This is a genomic window from Vibrio pelagius (assembly GCF_024347575.1).
Taxonomy (GTDB): domain Bacteria; phylum Pseudomonadota; class Gammaproteobacteria; order Enterobacterales; family Vibrionaceae; genus Vibrio; species Vibrio pelagius.
On sequence record NZ_AP025503.1, the window covers coordinates 585,949 to 605,467 of the forward strand.

The window sequence follows — 19,519 nt, forward strand, 5'->3', positions numbered from 1 at the left end:
CATGCTCAGTCAACTAAGGGAAATAGTTGAACACGTATCTAGGGTTGAAGACGTCTCAACCGCATTAGATATTTTAGTAAAAGAGACGTGCAGCGCAATGCAGACTGAATGTTGCACTGTGTATTTAGCCAACAATGATATGCAGCGCCTTGAGTTAATGGCAACTCAAGGCCTCATTTTTGAAGGGAACAGTATCCATATTGGGTTTGACGAAGGTTTAGTCGGCTTGGTTAAACGCAGTGCTGAACCTATCAACCTCGCGCAAGCTTCTGCGCACCCTGCCTATAAGTTTTTCCCAGAACTTGGGGAAGACGTTTATCACTCTTTTCTTGGAACACCAATTATCTACCGTAAGCAAGTGCTTGGGGTTCTGGTCATCCAGCAAAAATCGCCACGCCTATTCAGTGAGATGGAGGAGTCGTTTCTCGTTACTTTGTCTGCACAATTAGCGGTGATTGTCGCGCATGCGCAAACGCAAGGTATGTGGTTGCTGGAACATCAAGATCAACCTTCGACTAAAGGGATCGCTGCCTCATCGGGAGTGGCGATTGGTGAGCTGTGGTGGGATAACACCCAGCCAGAGTTAACCGATGTGTATCCTGCTTCAACGCTTGATATCGAACGTGAACATGAACTGCTCGCGGTTGCAGTTGAAAATGCACTGAATGACTTTAAGCGCATGCGTAAGCGTTTAGACAGTGATATCAACAAAGACGCTCTGGCGATCTTCGACCTGTTTACCCACCTTTTGAATGATCCGATGTTGCGCAATGATCTCAAGGCACAGGTTCAAAAAGGGGATAAAGCCGATTGGGCACTGAGACAAGTCGTGGAGAGCTACTCAAGTCGTTTTGCTCGTATGTCTGATCTCTACCTACGTGAACGAGCGCAAGATATTAGAGAGCTTGGACAGCGTCTACTCTATTTCTTACACAATTCAGAACAAGAGCAGCACTCTTTAGAGAAGCCAATCGTATTGGTAGTCCGTGAGCTCACAGCGTCTGTATTGGCTTCGATCCCGAAAGAGAAGTTGTTGGCGGTGATTTCGCTAGAAGGAGCAGCAAACTCTCACGCTGCCATTTTATCACGGGCTCTAGGTATTCCATCGGTAATGGGAGTGACTCTTAATCTTACCAGTGTGAACGGCAAGCAGGTCATTGTTGACGGCTATAGTGGCGAGATTTTCATTGAGCCGACTCAAAACTTATTAAAAGAGTATCGAGAGCTGATCCTCGAAGAGACAGAGCTCTCAACAATGGTGAATCGTGATATTCACCTACCCGCCAAAACACAAGACGATCACCAGGTCGAGATTTTACTTAATGCGGGCTTGAGTGCTGATACTAACATTGCACTCAATCAAGGCGTTGATGGCGTTGGTCTGTATCGAACTGAGATATCTTTCCTTCTGCAACAGCGTTTTCCTTCAGAAGATGAACAAGTTAAACAGTACCAATCGGTGCTGGAGAGTTATCCAGACAAGCAGGTTGTGATGCGAACGCTGGATATTGGTGGTGATAAAGCTCTACCTTATTTTCCGATTGAAGAGGATAACCCTTTCTTGGGCTGGCGTGGTATTCGATTCACGCTCGACCATCCAGACATCTTTATTATTCAGCTAAGGGCTATGCTCAGAGCCAGCTGTGGCAGTCAAAACCTTAGCATTCTTCTACCCATGATCTCCGGTGCGCGTGAGCTTGATGATGCATTGAAGCTTATCAAGCAGGCGTACGAAGAGGTGTACGAGATTGATGAGCGTGTTTGTATGCCACGTATCGGGATCATGCTTGAAGTCCCTTCAATGCTTTACTTATTGCCATTGATTGCTGACCGTGTTGATTTCGTTTCAGTTGGTACTAACGATCTCACTCAATATTTATTGGCGGTTGACCGGAACAATTCTCGTGTCTCTGATGTCTATGAATCTATGCACCCAGCAGTGATCATGGCGCTCAAGCAGATTCACGATACTTGTAAACAGTATCAACTGCCGGTGTGTATTTGTGGTGAGTTAGCGGGTGACCCGATGGGTGCACTGCTATTGATCGGTCTTGGTTATCAAACCTTGAGTATGAACACCTCGAATGTGGCAAGGATTAAATATCTGATACGTCAGTCTTCATTGAGTGATTTACAAGATTTAGCAAATAATGCACTCGTGCAGCCGTACGGCAGTGACATCTATAGTATGATGCTGTCCTATTTCGAACAGCGTGAATTTGCCGGCTTTATCAGAGCAGGTAAAAAATAGGATTAAACGTGTCATACGAACTCATTGGATTGCTAGCGGGCCTTGGCGCCGTTGTTGGTGTATTGGCTGGCTTATTGGGCATTGGCGGAGGCTTGTTGGTCGTCCCAGCATTGTTGTTCTTATTGCCTAAAGCGGGTATTGCACATGAGATTGCGATGCAAATGGCGTTGGCAACCTCTTTGTCGACCATTATTGTCACTTCTGGCTCTTCTGCGTTGAACCATTTGAAACTTGGTAATGTTGAGATGTTCGTGGTGAAGTGGTTGATGCCTGGTGTTGTGGTTGGCGGCTTTATGGGCTCTTTTATTGCCGATTCCATCCCATCTCAATATCTCCCTAAAGTATTTGGCATCATTGTTTTGTTGCTGGCAATGCAAATGCTGTTGTCGATACGTTCTCACAGCCAAAAGACTATGCCGGACCCAGCAAAAACAGTCGCATGCGGTGGCGGTATTGGTGTGATCTCCAGCTTAGCCGGAATTGGAGGTGGTTCACTGTCTGTACCTTTTCTGAATCATCATGGGGTTGAGATGCGTAAGGCGGTCGGCTCTTCGTCGGTCTGTGGTTGCGTGATTGCCATTTCGGGTATGATTGGTTTTATTTGGCACGGTTCGTCGGTTGAATCATTGCCTGCGTATAGTTTAGGTTACGTTTATGTGCCTGCGTTAGTGGCTATCTCTTGTACTTCGGTACTTACCACTCGCACTGGTGCTAAGTTGGCAACACAACTGCCAACGCCTGTATTAAAAAAAGTGTTTGCCGTCTTTTTAATGTTTATAGCCGCAAGCATGCTGCTGTAGTGTACTCCTCTTAGCCGTTGGCTAATTCTTTTATTCTAGATAGAGAGCTAAATATGTCTCAGGGTTTTATCGAATTCCCCAATATCGATCCTGTTCTGATTGAACTAGGGCCAATTTCTGTTCGTTGGTATGGTTTGATGTACCTTGTTGGTTTTGTGTTTGCGATGTGGCTAGCTAATCGCCGTGCAGACCAACCAAACAGTGGTTGGACTCGCGAGCAAGTCTCAGATTTACTATTTGCTGGTTTCTTGGGGGTTGTTATCGGTGGTCGTGTTGGTTACGTGCTGTTTTACAATTTTGACCTTTTCCTAGCGGATCCTCTGTATCTCTTTAAAGTATGGACTGGCGGCATGTCATTCCACGGTGGTCTGCTAGGTGTTATTACCGCAATGTTCTGGTATGCGAAAAAGAACGGTCGAACCTTCTTTGGCGTAGCCGACATGATCGCGCCATTGGTGCCGTTTGGCTTGGGTATGGGGCGTTTAGGTAACTTCATGAACAGCGAATTGTGGGGCCGAGTGACGGATGTGCCATGGGGTGTCGTCTTCCCGAATGGAGGCCCGCTGCCTCGCCACCCATCTCAACTGTACGAAATGGCGCTTGAAGGTATTGTTCTGTTCTTCATTTTGAACTGGTTTATTAAGAAGCCTCGTCCATTAGGTTCAGTTTCTGGTCTGTTCCTTGCTGGATATGGTACATTCCGCTTCTTAGTAGAATATGTACGTGAACCAGATGCACACCTAGGTCTGTTTGGCGGATTTATCTCAATGGGTCAAATCCTGTCTCTACCTATGGTGATTATCGGTATTCTTATGGTGGTTTGGGCATACAAGCGCGGTCACTACAAAGATGAAGTCCCACAACAAACGAAGTAAGGAATTGGTGTGAAGCAGTATTTAGAACTCTGTCAGCGAATCGTTGATGAAGGCACGTGGATTGAAAACGAGCGTACAGGCAAACGCTGCCTAACGGTGATCAATGCAGACCTGACTTACGATGTTGGCAACAACCAGTTCCCACTTGTGACGACACGTAAGAGCTTTTGGAAAGCGGCAGTTGCTGAGCTACTTGGTTACATCCGTGGTTATGATAACGCGGAAGATTTTCGTAAGCTGGGCACCAAAACATGGGATGCAAATGCAAACCTTAATGAAGCTTGGTTGAATAACCCTCACCGTAAAGGTGAAGACGACATGGGCCGTGTTTATGGTGTTCAAGGTCGTGCATGGGCAAAGCCAGACGGCGGACACATCGATCAGCTAAAAAAGATTGTTGATGACTTAACGCGTGGTGTTGATGACCGTGGTGAGATCCTAAATTTCTACAACCCTGGCGAATTCCACATGGGTTGTCTTCGTCCGTGTATGTACAGCCATCACTTTTCTCTACTGGGTGATACTCTGTATCTAAACAGCACTCAGCGCTCTTGTGATGTCCCACTTGGCCTTAACTTCAATATGGTTCAGGTTTACGTATTCCTAGCGATTATGGCGCAAATCACTGGCAAGAAACCGGGTGTGGCTTATCACAAGCTAGTCAATGCTCACATCTACGAAGACCAGCTTGCACCAATGCGTGATATCCAGTTGAAGCGTGAACCTCTCGCACCAGCAACTTTCCACATTAACCCTGAGATTAAGTCTCTAGAAGATTTAGAAACATGGGTAACACTGGACGACTTCTGGGTAGAAGGCTACGAGTGTCACGAAGCGATTAAGTACCCGTTCTCGGTATAATACGCTTATAAAATGATTTGAAAGGCTGCCATGGTGCAGCCTTTTTTGTACCTGAAGGGCAGCGGAAAGATACGAGTAAGCGAGATGCGAAGAGCTAGAAGTATTCGTCATTCCCTAGACTGACGGAGGAGGGAGTAGGGAATCTCTTTCGTTGCACGCCTGCGAGATTCCCTATCACGCTCGTCCCTCGCTGTAGGGAATGACGGTTCTTTTAGATACGAGTAAGCGGGGTTCGAGATGCGAAGAGCGTGCTTAATCAGAGGGATACGCTGGAGACTAAAAACGACAATCACAGTTCGTACTGTTCGTTACCCGTACCCCGAATCTGTTTTTTGCTCTTCGCTACTCATTCACTCGCATCCCGTATCTGCTTTTGCCCCGTCATTCCCTAGACTGACGGAGGAAGGAGTAGGGAATCTCTTTCGTTGCACGCCTGCGAGATTCCCTATCACGCTCGTCCCTCGCTGTAGGGAATGACGGTTCTTTTAGATACGAGTAAGCGGGGTTCGAGATGCGAAGAGCGTGCTTAATCAGAGGGATACGCTGGAGACTAAAAACGATAATCATAGTTCGTGCTTTTCGTTACCCGTACCCCGAATCTGTTTTTTGTTCTTCGCCACTCGTTTACTCGAATCTCTCATCTGCTCTTAAAAAAGAAAAAGCCCGCAACTCTCGTTGCGGGCTTTGATTATGCGATGGACTTTTTGCTTAAGCAGTTAGCGCTAGGATAGAACCTGGTAGCACTAGGAAAACAGCGATTAGGTAACCTGCTACAACTGCTTTGTTCTTCACAGCCATGTCTGAAATCAGGTCTGCTGCTTTAACTGGTAGTTCACGTAGGAACGGAATACCAAAGATGAATACTGTTGCCATGATGTTGAACACTAGGTGTACTAGAGCAATCTGTAGTGCGAATACTGCGAACTCACCAGATACCGCTGTTGCTGCTAGTAGTGCTGTGATACACGTACCGATGTTAGCACCTAGAGTGAATGGGTAAACGTCACGTACTTTAAGAACACCTGAACCTACTAGCGGAACCATCAAGCTTGTTGTCGTAGAAGAAGACTGAACAAGAACAGTAACGATTGAGCCAGAAGCGATACCGTGCAGAGGACCACGACCGATAGCGTTCTTTAGGATTTCACGAGCGCGGCCTACCATTAGGCTCTTCATTAGTTTACCCATCACTGTGATAGCAACGAAGATAGTTGCGATACCAAGAACGATAAGGAGTACGCCACCTACTGTGTCACCGAATGTAGATAGTGGTTCTTTGATTGCACTCACTACCGGTTTAGTGATTGGTTTGATGAAGTTAAGGCCTTTCATGCTCATGTCGCCAGTTGCAAGCATTGGCGATACCAGCCAGTGAGATACTTTCTCAAGAATGCCAAACATCATCTCTAGCGGTAGGAAGATCATTACAGCAAGTAGGTTGAAGAAGTCATGAATCGTTGCACTTGCAAACGCACGCTTAAATTCATCCTTACAACGAACGTGGCCAAGACTTACAAGCGTGTTAGTTACCGTTGTGCCGATGTTTGCACCCATGATCATAGGGATAGCTACTTCAACAGGTAAACCACCCGCAACTAAGCCAACGATGATAGATGTCACGGTGCTTGATGATTGGATAAGTGCGGTTGCAACCAAGCCGATCATTAAGCCTGCAACTGGGTGTGAAGCAAATTCAAAAAGAACCTTTGCCTGTTCGCCGGTTGCCCATTTAAAGCCAGTACCTACCATTGATACAGAAAGAAGTAGTAGGTAAAGCATGAATGCCAAGTTAGCCCAGCGTAGCCAGCGAGTAGTGCTCGAGATTGGCGCTGCTGCAGTAGTAGCTTGGTTCATAATGTTTTCTCCATGGACCGTTAAAGTCTGTGTTTGGTCTGTTAGTTAATCTGAGCGTGATGTTAGAGGTCGAATATTTCAGTAATATGACATTTTTATTAGTGCGGCTTTTTTTTGTGATAATTTGCTGTTTAAATATTTTTATAGCTGATTATGTTGTTTTAAGTTGTTGTATTTTAAGTTTTTATTGTTGTTTTGTTTATAGCGCTTTTGAATAAAAAAATTGAAAAAAAATCGCTTTTCTACGATTTAATGTGACAGTGTGAATATTTACATTTCGGTAAATTCAATGGTTTTTCCATTTTAACGATATAAAAACCGAAGTAATTGAGGTGAGGTGTCATATTTGCTATAAAAGAGTGTCATATAACTCAATACGGCTTTCATCATGTCGCATCTTAATTACAACCACCTCTACTATTTCTGGATGGTGTGCAAGCAAGGTTCAATCACTAAAGCAGCTGAAGCGCTCTTCTTAACGCCTCAAACCGTCACCGGGCAAATTAAAGCTCTTGAAGAACGAATGGATGGCAAGCTCACTAAGCGAAATGGGCGTAGTGTTGAGCCGACAGAACTAGGCCAACTGGTGTTTAAGTACGCTGACCGTATGTTTGGTCTTAGCTATGAAATGTTGGATATCGTTAATTACAGCCAACATTCTAATATCTTGTTTGATGTGGGGGTTGCAGATGCGTTGTCAAAAAGGCTCGTCAGCAAGATCTTAATGTCGACGATCCCTGAAGGTAACAGCATTCATTTACGCTGTTTTGAATCGACTCACGAAATGCTATTGGAACAGCTGTCGCAACATAAGCTTGATATGATCCTGTCTGACTGTCCAGTAGACTCGAGCCAAAGTCCGGGGTTATTCAGTAAGAAGCTAGGTGAGAGTGGTATGAGCTTTTTCTGTACCGGTAAGGTCGACAATGTTAGTTTTCCCGCGGTCTTGGAACAGAGAAAGCTATTAATACCGGGTAGCCGTACTTCGATGGGGCGCAAGGTTTTGCAATGGTTTGATAGACAAGGCCTGAAGCCGGACATCTTGGGTGAGTTTGATGATGCTGCATTAATGAAAGCCTTTGCGCGTTATCACCACGATGCCATTTTCTTAGCACCAACACTCTATTTATCTGAAGTAGAAGAAGATACCTCACTACAGATGTTGGGTGGTATTGAAGAGTTGAAAGAAGAGTACTATGTCATTTTTGCTGAGAGGATGATCCAACATCCGGCAGTTAAAAATGTATGTGACGCAGATTTTAGTAATTTGTTCGAGTGAGTTAGTTTGTTAATGAATTGATATCGATTATCATAACTCTACAATATGCCGTAAATAGTACTGATAGCCCGTAGTTGGCGTTGAAGGTAGTAGGGAGCCAGACTATGAACTTGAAAGAAATGGAGAAAAACTCGGCACAAGCCGTCGTATTGCTAAAAGCGATGGCGAATGAGCGCCGCCTACAGATTTTGTGTCTATTACACGATAGCGAATTATCGGTAGGTGAGTTGTGCAAAATGTTAGAACTGAGTCAATCGGCTTTGTCGCAACATTTAGCATGGCTAAGGCGAGATGGTTTAGTTGAAACACGTAAACAAGCTCAAACGGTTTACTACACATTGAGTAGTAAAGAGGTGAAAGCAATGATTACGTTACTGCATGGTATCTATTGTAAGAAATAGAGCGGTGTTGGATGTGAGTTTCAGAACACATGGATGTGTGTCATAACGACCATTAAGAGAAAACGGCAAATCGCAGACATAAAAAAACCGGCCAAGGCCGGTTTTTTTCGTTTTGCTTTGAAATCAAATATCTATTAAAGAGCTTTGATTGCAGCAGCGAAACGAGACTTATGACGAGCAGCTTTATTCTTGTGAATAAGGCCTTTAGTCGCCATGCGGTCTAGAAGTGGTGTAACTTCTACGAAAGCAGCAGTTGCAGCTTCTTTATCGCCAGCTGCGATAGCTGCGATAGTTTTTTTCATGTAAGTGCGCATCATAGAACGACGGCTAGCGTTGTGCTGGCGACGTTTCTCAGCTTGGATAGCGCGCTTCTTAGCAGATTTACTGTTTGCCAAGGGTCTAACTCCCAAAAACTTAGTTCGGTGACAATTTAAGGGCGAGGACTATCCCTCATTTGCGCTTAATTGTCAAATGATTTGTGCAAAAACCAATCGTAGCCAAACAAACTTTGGAATGGAAAGGTTATCGCGGTTAAGATGGCGGGGATTCTAACAGCATTTTTAGACCAATGCTAATAAATATGCTTCTAACGATCGGATAGTATTTATCCTCGCTTAGAGCTAATCAATCAGTGTCAGAGGTTTTTGTGAGTAAACGACTATTAAAGTCAGGCATGATAGTAAGTGCGATGACTTTTGTTTCCCGTGTATTGGGACTTGTGCGCGACGTTGTCGTTGCCAATTTGATGGGGGCAGGAGCCAGTGCTGACGTCTTTTTCTTTGCCAATAAGATCCCTAATTTTCTGCGTCGTCTGTTTGCTGAAGGCGCCTTCTCACAAGCCTTCGTACCAGTTCTGACTGAATACCACGCTGCTGGAGACAAAGACAAAACTCGCGAATTGATAGCTAGAGTATCTGGTACGCTTGGGGTATTGGTTTCTATTGTTACTTTAGTTGGTGTGATTGGTTCTGGCGTCATCACCGCTCTATTTGGTGCAGGTTGGTTTATCGATTGGCTCAATGGTGGTCCGTCGGCTCATAAATTTGAGTTAGCCAGTTTGATGCTCAAAATCACCTTTCCCTATTTATGGTTCATTACCTTCGTTGCTTTATCTGGGGCGATTCTTAATACCTTAGGTAAATTTGCGGTCTCTTCTTTTACGCCAGTGTTCTTGAACGTCATGATCATAGGATCTGCGCTCTTCATTGCGCCGAATCTGGAACAGCCTGAAATTGGATTGGCGATTGGTGTCTTTCTAGGCGGCTTGGTTCAGTTTCTGTTCCAACTACCTTTTTTAATTAAAGAGGGCGTTTTAGTTAAGCCCAAGTGGGGCTGGCGCGATCCTGGTGTTGTTAAGATCCGTACTTTGATGATCCCTGCTCTGTTTGGTGTTTCCGTCAGTCAAATCAATCTACTGTTTGATACTTTTATTGCCAGTTTCCTAGCCACAGGCTCCATCAGTTGGCTTTATTACTCTGACCGCCTGTTAGAGTTCCCATTGGGTTTGTTTGGAATTGCTATCGCGACCGTGATTCTGCCTGCACTATCTCGTAAACATGTGGATGCCCAAGGTGAGGGTTTTGCTCATACTATGGATTGGGGGATACGCATGGTCTTGCTGCTGGGCATTCCTGCCATGTTCGGCCTCATTGTTTTAGCAAAGCCAATGCTGATGGTGCTGTTCATGCGTGGTGAATTTAGCCCTCATGACGTGGAGCAAGCGTCGATGTCACTGGTCGCGTATGCTTCGGGTCTATTAAACTTTATGTTGATTAAGGTGCTAGCACCGGGTTATTACTCACGCCAAGACACAAAAACGCCTGTTAAGTACGGTATTATCGCAATGGTGAGCAATATGGTGTTTAATGCCATTTTTGCTTATTTCTATGGTTACGTAGGTTTGGCGATTGCGACCGCACTGTCAGCCTTTGTCAATATGGCACTGCTATATAGAGGCTTACATTTAGCTGGCGTTTACCAGTTAACGAAAACGACTTTAGTTTTTAGCGGAAAGCTTTTACTTGCGGGTGGCGCAATGGTTGCTGTGATTTTATGGCAGCTAGAGAGTATGCAACAATGGCTTGAGTGGAGCTTCAGTTACCGAGCGCTTATGCTAACTGGCTTGATTGGACTTGGCGGCTTTGCTTATATTGTCTCTGTATTCGCTTTGGGTATCCGAGTAAAACATTTAAAAGCAGCGACAGAGTAATACTGATTAGTATATAATCCGTCGGTTTCACACAATGAATGATGCAAATAACAGATTTTAGCTGGTCGTAATGGAACTAATCCGAGGCATTCACAATATTAAAGCGCAGCATCACGGCTGTGTATTAACCATAGGCAACTTTGATGGTGTACATCTAGGACATCAGGAAGTACTGAGCCAGGTATCCAAACAAGCTGCGGTATTGGGCTTACCCTCTGTCGTGATGACGTTTGAGCCTCAGCCCATGGAACTGTTTGCTCGTGACAAAGCCCCTGCACGTTTAACTCGCTTAAGAGATAAGTTCGTGCAGCTGAGTAAGCTGGATATTAGCCGTTTATTGTGTGTCAACTTTAACCACTACTTCGCGAACCTATCGGCGGATGCTTTTATTAAAGATCTGCTGGTGGACAAACTGGGTGTGAAGTTTTTGGTGGTGGGTGATGATTTTTGCTTCGGTAAAGGTCGCACCGGCAATTTCGCTATGCTTAAAGAAGCGGGTGAAAAGTACGGTTTTGAGGTGGTGAGCACCCAAAGCTACTGCTTAAACCAGCTACGTGTAAGTAGCACGGAAATACGCAATGCTCTGGCGGTTGACGATTTGGCCTCTAGCGCTGCCATGTTAGGGCGTGACTACAGTATCAGTGGTCGTGTCTCTCATGGGCGTAAATTGGGAAGAACCATAGGTTTCCCAACGGCGAATATCCCACTGAAACGTTGTGTCTCTCCAGTCTCTGGGGTGTATGTTGTTGAAGCAGTTGACATCGATGGTTCACCTGTCGGTGGTGTTGCCAATATCGGACAACGACCAACGGTAAATGGGGTTCGTCAGCAACTAGAAGTGCATTTTTTTGACTTTAAAGCCAATTTATATGGTAAACAGTTAGAAGTACGTCTTTTGCATAAACTGCGCGACGAGAAAAAGTTTGAATCGTTCGACGCACTAAAGAATCAAATAGAATTGGATGCTGAAGCAGCAAGGGTGTGGCTGCGTCAGCTAAAGAATTAATCGGTTGATTCCACCGATTAACATAATGTCTAACTTCGCCCAATATAACGGAATTAAGAATCGATGAGTGATTATAAAGATACCCTGAACTTACCTGAAACAGGGTTTCCAATGCGCGGTAATCTGGCAAATCGTGAGCCAGAAATGCTTAAGCGTTGGTACAAAGAAGATCTTTACGGCGAAATCCGTAAAGCGAAGAAAGGTAAAAAATCTTTCGTACTGCATGATGGCCCTCCATACGCGAACGGCGATATTCACATTGGTCACGCGCTAAACAAGATTCTTAAAGACATTATTATTAAATCTAAGACTCTGTCTGGTTTTGATGCTCCATACATCCCAGGTTGGGACTGTCACGGTCTTCCAATCGAGCTGATGGTTGAGAAGAAAAAAGGCAAACCAGGTCAGAAGATCTCTGCTTCTGAGTTCCGTGAAGAGTGTCGTAAGTACGCTGCGGGCCAAGTTGAAGGTCAAAAAGAGAGCTTTAAACGTCTAGGTATCATGGGCGAGTGGGACAAGCCATACCGCACTATGGACTTCGGCACTGAAGCAAACATCATCCGTGCTCTAGGTAAAATTGCAGACAATGGCCACCTACTGAAAGGTTTCAAACCTGTTCACTGGTGTACTGACTGTGGTTCTGCTCTAGCGGAAGCGGAAGTTGAGTACAAAGACAAAGTTTCTCCATCAATCGACGTGAAATTCACTGCGGCTGATGAAGCTGCGCTAGTTTCTAAGTTCAAGCTAGCTGAAGGTCACGAAGGCCAAGGCGATATCTCTATCGTTATCTGGACTACAACACCATGGACTCTGCCTGCAAACCGCGCAGTATGTCTACGTGACGATCTTGAGTACGTTCTAATCCAAGTAGAAGCGAATGGCGATCAAGCTGCACAGCGTATCATCGTTGCTTCTGAGCTGGCTAAAGACGTAATGGATCGTGCGGGTATCGAGCACTTTCATAACCTAGGTTTTGCAAGCGGCGCTGATCTTGAGCTAACTCAGTTTAACCACCCATTCTACGACTTCACTGTTCCTGCGATCCTTGGCGATCACGTAACAACGGATTCAGGTACTGGTGTGGTTCACACAGCACCGGGCCACGGTCAAGAAGACTTCGCGGTTGGTAACAAGTACGGTCTAGAAGTAGCAAACCCAGTAGGTTCAAACGGTGTCTACCTACCTGACACTGAGCTATTTGCTGGTCAACACGTATTTAAAGCGAACGACTCTGTACTTGAAGTACTGAAAGAGAAAGGTGCTCTACTACATCACCACGCTTACGAGCACAGCTACCCACACTGCTGGAGACACAAAACGCCAATCATCTTCCGTGCGACACCACAATGGTTCGTATCGATGGATCAAGCTGGCCTACGTGCGAAAGCTCTTGAGTCAATCAAGGGTGTTGAGTGGATGCCTGAGTGGGGTCAAAGCCGTATCGAAGGTATGATCGAAGGTCGCCCTGAGTGGTGTATCTCTCGTCAACGTACTTGGGGTGTGCCAATCGCTCTGTTCGTTCATAAAGAGACAGCAGAACTGCACCCGAACACGCTTGAGCTTATCGAGCAGGTCGCTCAACTTGTTGAGCAGAAGGGTATTCAAGCTTGGTGGGATCTAGAAATCTCTGACCTACTGGGCGAAGAAGCGGACAATTACGAGAAAGTACTCGATACACTGGACGTATGGTTCGATTCAGGTGTCACACACTACTCAGTTGTGGACGCTCGTGAAGAGTACAACGGCAACAAAGCGGACCTATACCTAGAAGGTTCAGACCAACACCGTGGTTGGTTCCAATCTTCTCTAATTTCATCTATCGCGATGAAAGACGAAGCGCCATACAAGCAAGTGCTAACACACGGCTTCGTAGTAGATGGTAACGGCCGTAAGATGTCTAAGTCTATCGGTAACGTTGTTGCACCTAAAGATGTAACCAACAAGCTAGGTGCCGATATCTTGCGTCTATGGGTTGCTTCTACAGACTACACAGGTGAAGTAGCGGTATCTGATGAGATCCTGAAGCGTTCAGCAGATGCTTACCGTCGTATTCGTAACACAGCGCGTTTCTTCCTAGCGAACTTGAACGGTTTCAACCCAGAAACTGACCTAGTTCCAGCTGAAGAGATGGTGGCACTAGACCGTTGGGCTGTAGGCCGCGCACAAGCTGCACAAGAAGAGATCGTGAAAGCATACGGTGAGTACAACACTCACGGTGTAACTCAACGTCTAATGCAGTTCTGTTCTATCGAGATGGGTTCTTTCTACCTAGATGTAATCAAAGACCGTCAGTACACAGCGAAGAAGGGCGGCCACGCTCAACGCAGCTGTCAAACTGCGCTTTACTACATCGTAGAAGCTCTGGTTCGTTGGATGGCACCTATCATGTCGTTCACAGCAGACGAAATCTGGAACGAAATGCCAAGCTCTTTACCAACGGGAGAGCAGCGTGACAAGTTCGTATTCACTGGTGAGTGGTTCGAAGGTCTATTTGGTCTAGCGGAAGGCGAAGAGCTAAGCAACGAATTCTGGACGGAAATCCAATCTGTTCGTGGCGCAGTGAACAAGCTTCTTGAAGACGCTCGTAAAGAGAAAACCATCGGTGGAGCACTGCAAGCTGAAGTGACTCTATACGCAGACGATGCACTAGCAGCGAAAATCAACAAGCTAGAAGACGAACTACGTTTTGTTCTTCTCACTTCAGCTGCGGTTGTTAAGCCTCTGAGCGAGAAGAGCGATGCAGCACAAGCGACAGACCTTGACGGTCTATTCGTTGAAGTTGCAGCGACAGAGAACGAGAAGTGTGACCGTTGTTGGCACCACACGCCAGACGTTGGCACAATCGAAGGTCACGAGAAAGTGTGTGGCCGTTGTGTGACTAACGTTGCAGGTGAAGGTGAAGTGCGTAAATTCGCATAACAACTCAGAGAAAGACTGAACTTTTTGTAAAAATCATAGCCCCAGTATCAACTGGGGTTATTTTTAGTTATGGGAAACGTGTTTAACCAAGTTGGTGACTTATGACGACTCAAATCGAGAGTGTGAATAAGGAATCGCTTCGTAAATACTAGGAATAGAAATGAGTGAAGTTTCGTTAAAACAGTCAGGCGTACGTTGGTTATGGTTGGCTTTATTAGTCTTTCTTGCGGACATTGGCATTAAGTTGCTTGTAATGGACAACATGGGGTATGGCTGGGCAAACCGTATTGAGGTGTTGCCATTTTTTAACTTCTTGTACGTACATAACTATGGTGCCGCATTCAGTTTCTTGAGTGATCAAGGTGGCTGGCAACGTTGGTTGTTTACCGGAATCGCGTTTGTCGTCACAGGTATGCTGACTTACTGGATGAGTAAGCTGCCGGCCACAGAGAAGTGGAATAACATCGCTTATGCCATCATCATTGGTGGTGCGGTAGGTAATGTATTTGACCGTGTTGTACACGGTTTTGTTGTCGATTACTTAGACTTCTACTGGGGTACATACCACTGGCCTGCATTTAACCTTGCTGATATGGGTATCTGTATCGGTGCAGCGATGATCATCCTTGATGGTTTTCGCAAAAAAGATGAGAGCAAATAGGCTCTAAAGTCACTTAATGACTCACAGAATGTAATAGCCCTAAGCGCTGTCGGTTGATTCCGGCGGCGCTTTTTGTTTATTCTCTGTGAGGAAAAATAATAATTGATATAACCCAAGGAAAGTAACGTGACAGCAATTAAGAATGACTCAGCAGTAACACTTCATTTTACGATTAAGATGAAAGACGGTTCCGTTGCTGACAGTACTGAAAACATGGGCAAGCCAGCTAAATTTGTAATGGGTGATGGTAGCTTGAGTGAGAACTTTGAGCAGTGCCTATTAGGACTAGAAGCGGGCACGCAAAAATCGATTGATTTAAAAGCAGAAGATGCGTTCGGTTTGCCGAATCCAGATAATGTTCATCACATGGACCGCGCCCGTTTTGCTGGCGATACTGAGATTGAAGTTGGCACTATCATGGCCTTCTCTGGGCGTGATGGCATGGAAATCCCAGGCATCATTACGGATATTGCTGGCGACTCTGTGACTGTGGACTTTAATCACCCACTAGCAGGTCAAGACGTAACGTTTGACGTTAATATCTTAGCGGTAGAATAGACGGCGATTCATCTTTGCCAACAATTCGAAGCTTCACTGTCTTTGCGCTTCCCTGTAGAATGCCCGCTTCGCTAAACGCGAACTGTAGAATGACTTTGGCCGCGCTGTAAGCGATTCGCAATAAAAGAACTGAGCAATAAAATGAAAATAATGTTAGCTAACCCACGTGGTTTTTGTGCCGGTGTTGATCGAGCGATCAGTATCGTGGAACGCGCACTGGAATTGTATCAACCACCGATTTATGTTCGTCATGAAGTGGTGCATAACCGTTTTGTTGTTGAAGGTTTGAAACAGCGCGGTGCGATTTTTGTGGAAGAGCTTCATGAAGTACCAGACGACAACATTGTTATCTTTTCTGCTCACGGTGTCTCTCAAGCGGTTCGTAAAGAGGCCAAAGAGCGCGACCTAACGGTTTTTGATGCAACTTGCCCTCTGGTAACCAAAGTTCATATGGAAGTGGCTCGTGCGAGCCGTAAAAATATGGAAGTGGTTCTGATTGGTCACGCAGGTCACCCTGAAGTTGAAGGTACCATGGGCCAATACGCGAGTGATACGGGTGGCATGTACTTGGTTGAGAAGCCAGAAGATGTTGAAAAGCTGGTGGTGAAAGATCCAAGCAACCTTCACTATGTAAGCCAAACGACACTGTCTGTGGATGAGACGGCTGATGTGATTGAAGAGCTGCGTCGCGTGTTTCCTGAGATCCAAGGCCCACGCAAAGACGATATCTGCTACGCAACACAAAACCGTCAAGATGCGGTGCGTGATATGGCGAACGATGTTGATGTGGTGATTGTGGTTGGTTCTAAGAACTCATCCAACTCAACACGCTTAAAAGAGCTGGCTGAGAAATTGGGTACGCCAGGCTACTTAACGGATTGTCCAGAAGACATCCAACCAGAGTGGGTTGAAGGTAAGAAGAAAATCGGCGTGACCGCAGGTGCTTCTGCGCCAGAAGAGCTGGTTAATCAGATTCTAGATCGTATTCGCGAGTTAGGTGCTGAAGGCATCGAAGAAATTCAAGGTCGTGAAGAGAACATGTTCTTCGAAGTACCAAAAGAGCTTCAGATTAAACAAGTTGATTAATCATCACGTTCGACAAGCGTTTTGCACTAAGTTTTGCACTAAAGAGCCAACCTTTGCGGTTGGCTTTTTTGATTTTGTTTTCTGTGGATTGAAGAAAAAGGTAAGAGTATTGAACCAAAAGGTTAATGAATCCCCAGTTGTTCTTTGAGCGTTTTCAGATAGCGACGGCTAACGGGCACCTCAAAGCCAGTTAGAGTGATGATTTCCGCAAGCCCGTTTTCCAGAAGCTTGATCTCTTGGATCGCTTTTATGTTGATCAAATATTGGCGATGACAACGGATCAGATCGGTTTTCTCTTCCAGGACTTTTAGTGTCAGTTGCGACGAGGCGGTTTGCGAGGCGCTGCGAACGTGAACACCACTCAGATCGGAGTAGGCGCATTCGACCGTTTGGCTTGCCATGATCACAATCCGGTTGTGGCCGATACACGGAATCTGTTCCAGGTGCGATGGTGCAATCGCATTGATGTCTTGTTCAGGCGGTTGTTGACTCTGCTTAATCACCTTGCACAGGCGAGAGACACTCTTGTTTAGTCTGCATGGTTCAACCGGTTTGAGCAGGTAATCAAAGGCGTTATCTTCAAAGGCCTGAATCGCATACTGGTCATAGGCAGTAACAAACACCACGTAAGGCATGTTCTCAGGGTCGAGCATACTCAGCAGTTCAATACCGGTGATCTGTGGCATTTGGATATCTAAATAGACAACGTCTGGTTTGAGGTGATTGATCTGTTTTAGCCCTTCGATGGCGTTACTGGCTTGACCTATCACATCCACTTTTTCTGTTTCAGTGAGCAACTCAATCAACTCTTCGCGAGCGAACAGCTCATCATCTATGACTAATGCCTTTAACATCCCAATACCTTAATTTCCAATATACTGTTTCAGTGTACGCTACTATGCTGAGTTGCGTGTTACAGCTCTTTTGGAATGATAAAGCTCATGCGCGTAAATTGCTGTGGCTGAGATTCTATTTTTAGAGCAGAGTCTTGTCCAAAGAAATTGGTTAAGCGCTTGTTCACTATCTCCATGCCTAAGCCGACATGGTCGCTATTTGGCTTCTGGTAGCTGCCAGCATTATCTTCTACCGTGACTCGGTAGTTACCCTGATACTGTTCGCTGTAGATCTTCACTTTACCCCCTTCAAGAAGGTTAGATATCCCATGTTTGATGGCGTTTTCAACCAGAGGCTGAAGGGTAAAGCTTGGCAGTTCGACCTCGTAAAGAAGCGGGTCTATATCCCATTCAACCTCTAAGCGGTCTGTAAATCTCGCCTTCTCAATGGTGAGGTAAGCATTAACATGCGCTAACTCATCTTTCAATTTGACGGTGTTGATGTTCTGTTTGAGGTTGCTTCTAAAAAAGTGTGATAAATGCTGAATCAGCTCTCGCGCTTTATTTGGCTCACGTCTTGTGACTGCACTTATGGTATTCAGAGCATTGAATAAGAAGTGTGGATTGACCTGTGCATGGAGTAACTTGATTTCAGCTTGGGTTAACAAGGTTTGCTGCTGTTGGTAGTTACTAAACAGAATCTGACTCGATAACAACTGAGCAATACCTTCCCCCATCGACATATTGATGGTTGAAAAGAGTTTCAGTTTCGGTTCATAGAGCTTGATGGTTCCGACAACTTCATTCCCCGCACGCAGTGGGATAATCAGGGCAGAGCCCAACTTACAATCTGCGGAGAGGGAACACTGGTATGGGTTCTCTTTACCATCTAAGTAGATGATGTCGTTCTTCTCCATCGCTGTCAGTGTACTCTGTGAAGAGATAGGGGTGTTAGGGATATGGTGTTCATCACCAATACCGACAAACGCGAGAATCTTCTCTCTGTCGGTTATCGCTACTGCGCCAACGTTGGTCTCTTCATAAACAATACGAACAATTTTTTGTGCGTTGTCTGAGTTAAAGCCGCCATGAAGAATACCAACCGAGCGTTCGGCAATAGTCAGTGCGCGGCGTGAAAAGGTCGCCGAGTATTTTTCAAAGATGGTTTTTCTATCTTGGATAATGCTCATAAACAGCGCAGCCCCGACCGAGTTAGCGATGATCATTGGCGCTGCAATATCGGAAACCAGTGCATAGGCTTGGGTGAACGGTTTAGCGACCGCCAATAAAATCAGCATTTGCATGATTTCAGCAAATAGGGTGACAGAGAACACCACCATCGGATTAAACAGCTGACTCGCTTTGTTTTTTCGCACTAGGTAGACATGCAGTAAGCCACCAATTAGCCCCTCAGCTGTAGTCGATACCGCGCATGCAAGGTCGGTAAATCCACCCAAGCTGTAGCGATGGATCCCGCCAGTGAAACCGACGGCAAAGCCAACTACAGGTCCACCGAACAGACCGCCCATGACAGCGCCCATTGCTCGCGTGTTAGCGATCGCATCGTTGATCTGCAAGCCAAAGTAAGTGCCCATAATACAGAACAGTGAGAACAGGATGTAACAACTGATTTTATGACTGAGTCGTGAAGAGATACTCAGCAATGGCAGGATCAGCGGTGTCTTACTGATCATATAGGCCAGTACCAAGTAGACACAGGTTTGTTGAAGTAACGAGAGAATCAGTTCCATATATCCACTATTAAGGTATCTGTTTCGGAGGTGTGAGGCGCTGATTGACTCGGTCATCAATACAGCATTTGTTATGGGTATAGTGTAAAGGTCATTTACCCAGTAACGCAAAGCCCATCACAAGGATGGGCTTTGTAGAGTTTCCAACCTTAATTTAAGGTGGAGCAAGCGAAGG

The 19,519-nt window shown here is 45.5% G+C and carries 16 protein-coding genes; 12 read left to right on the plus strand and 4 right to left on the minus strand.

Going from position 1 to position 19,519, the window contains the following annotated elements:
* Position 1 precedes the first annotated feature (1 nt).
* Genes ptsP through vsple_RS02605 form a run of 4 tightly spaced genes read left to right on the plus strand, consistent with a single transcriptional unit; the run spans position 2 to position 4,787 of the window.
* On the plus strand, positions 2 to 2,251 hold the full coding sequence (ptsP, locus tag vsple_RS02590) for a phosphoenolpyruvate--protein phosphotransferase (RefSeq protein ID WP_261882593.1): 2,250 nt from the start codon (positions 2 to 4) through the stop codon (positions 2,249 to 2,251).
* 8 nt (positions 2,252 to 2,259) lie between these two features.
* Complete coding sequence (locus vsple_RS02595) at positions 2,260 to 3,051, plus strand: sulfite exporter TauE/SafE family protein (protein WP_255231426.1); 792 nt, start codon at positions 2,260 to 2,262, stop codon at positions 3,049 to 3,051.
* Positions 3,052 to 3,104: 53 nt separating this feature from the next.
* Positions 3,105 to 3,926, plus strand: a complete 822-nt coding sequence (gene lgt, locus vsple_RS02600; protein ID WP_261882594.1) for a prolipoprotein diacylglyceryl transferase — start codon at positions 3,105 to 3,107, stop codon at positions 3,924 to 3,926.
* 9 nt (positions 3,927 to 3,935) lie between these two features.
* Positions 3,936 to 4,787: a thymidylate synthase gene (locus vsple_RS02605; RefSeq protein WP_032553174.1), complete on the plus strand. Its 852-nt coding sequence runs from the start codon at positions 3,936 to 3,938 to the stop codon at positions 4,785 to 4,787.
* A 708-nt stretch (positions 4,788 to 5,495) separates the two neighbouring features.
* On the opposite strand, the gene vsple_RS02610 is transcribed toward vsple_RS02605, so the two are convergent.
* Positions 5,496 to 6,641, minus strand: coding sequence for a Na/Pi symporter (locus vsple_RS02610; protein ID WP_032553175.1), 1,146 nt, complete (start codon positions 6,639 to 6,641; stop codon positions 5,496 to 5,498).
* A 388-nt stretch (positions 6,642 to 7,029) separates the two neighbouring features.
* Here vsple_RS02610 and nhaR point away from each other — a divergent pair, with 388 nt between their 5' ends.
* Together nhaR and vsple_RS02620 are read left to right on the plus strand one after the other, a co-directional pair.
* Positions 7,030 to 7,920: a transcriptional activator NhaR gene (gene nhaR / locus vsple_RS02615; RefSeq protein ID WP_261882595.1), complete on the plus strand. Its 891-nt coding sequence runs from the start codon at positions 7,030 to 7,032 to the stop codon at positions 7,918 to 7,920.
* Positions 7,921 to 8,024: 104 nt separating this feature from the next.
* Complete coding sequence (locus vsple_RS02620; RefSeq protein WP_255231422.1) at positions 8,025 to 8,321, plus strand: ArsR/SmtB family transcription factor; 297 nt, start codon at positions 8,025 to 8,027, stop codon at positions 8,319 to 8,321.
* Positions 8,322 to 8,455: 134 nt separating this feature from the next.
* Here the strand turns inward: vsple_RS02620 and rpsT are convergent, their stop codons facing one another.
* A complete protein-coding gene (gene rpsT / locus vsple_RS02625) occupies positions 8,456 to 8,716 on the minus strand; it encodes a 30S ribosomal protein S20 (RefSeq protein ID WP_032553178.1) in 261 nt (86 codons plus the stop codon).
* Positions 8,717 to 8,967: 251 nt separating this feature from the next.
* Between rpsT and murJ the strand changes: the two genes are divergently transcribed.
* The 6 genes from murJ (at position 8,968) to ispH (ending at position 16,760) form a co-directional block, all read left to right on the plus strand.
* A complete protein-coding gene (murJ, locus tag vsple_RS02630) occupies positions 8,968 to 10,530 on the plus strand; it encodes a murein biosynthesis integral membrane protein MurJ (protein ID WP_338116311.1) in 1,563 nt (520 codons plus the stop codon).
* A 70-nt stretch (positions 10,531 to 10,600) separates the two neighbouring features.
* Positions 10,601 to 11,536: a bifunctional riboflavin kinase/FAD synthetase gene (ribF, locus tag vsple_RS02635; RefSeq protein WP_255231420.1), complete on the plus strand. Its 936-nt coding sequence runs from the start codon at positions 10,601 to 10,603 to the stop codon at positions 11,534 to 11,536.
* 63 nt (positions 11,537 to 11,599) lie between these two features.
* Positions 11,600 to 14,455, plus strand: coding sequence for an isoleucine--tRNA ligase (gene ileS, locus vsple_RS02640; protein WP_261882597.1), 2,856 nt, complete (start codon positions 11,600 to 11,602; stop codon positions 14,453 to 14,455).
* A 160-nt stretch (positions 14,456 to 14,615) separates the two neighbouring features.
* Positions 14,616 to 15,116 (plus strand): signal peptidase II, encoded by a 501-nt coding sequence (lspA, locus tag vsple_RS02645; protein ID WP_261882598.1) that lies wholly within the window; start codon positions 14,616 to 14,618, stop codon positions 15,114 to 15,116.
* Between the two features lie 126 nt (positions 15,117 to 15,242).
* A complete protein-coding gene (gene fkpB, locus vsple_RS02650) occupies positions 15,243 to 15,674 on the plus strand; it encodes an FKBP-type peptidyl-prolyl cis-trans isomerase (RefSeq protein WP_150895804.1) in 432 nt (143 codons plus the stop codon).
* 150 nt (positions 15,675 to 15,824) lie between these two features.
* Positions 15,825 to 16,760, plus strand: coding sequence for a 4-hydroxy-3-methylbut-2-enyl diphosphate reductase (gene ispH / locus vsple_RS02655; RefSeq protein ID WP_261883111.1), 936 nt, complete (start codon positions 15,825 to 15,827; stop codon positions 16,758 to 16,760).
* 122 nt (positions 16,761 to 16,882) lie between these two features.
* On the opposite strand, the gene btsR is transcribed toward ispH, so the two are convergent.
* The gene (gene btsR, locus vsple_RS02660) at positions 16,883 to 17,614 is read right to left on the minus strand and encodes a two-component system response regulator BtsR (RefSeq protein ID WP_032553185.1); all 732 of its coding nucleotides are present in this window, start codon (positions 17,612 to 17,614) and stop codon (positions 16,883 to 16,885) included.
* A 59-nt stretch (positions 17,615 to 17,673) separates the two neighbouring features.
* Entirely contained in the window at positions 17,674 to 19,344 is a 1,671-nt protein-coding gene (locus vsple_RS02665; RefSeq protein WP_261882599.1) for a sensor histidine kinase, read from the minus strand.
* Positions 19,345 to 19,519: the final 175 nt, after the last annotated feature.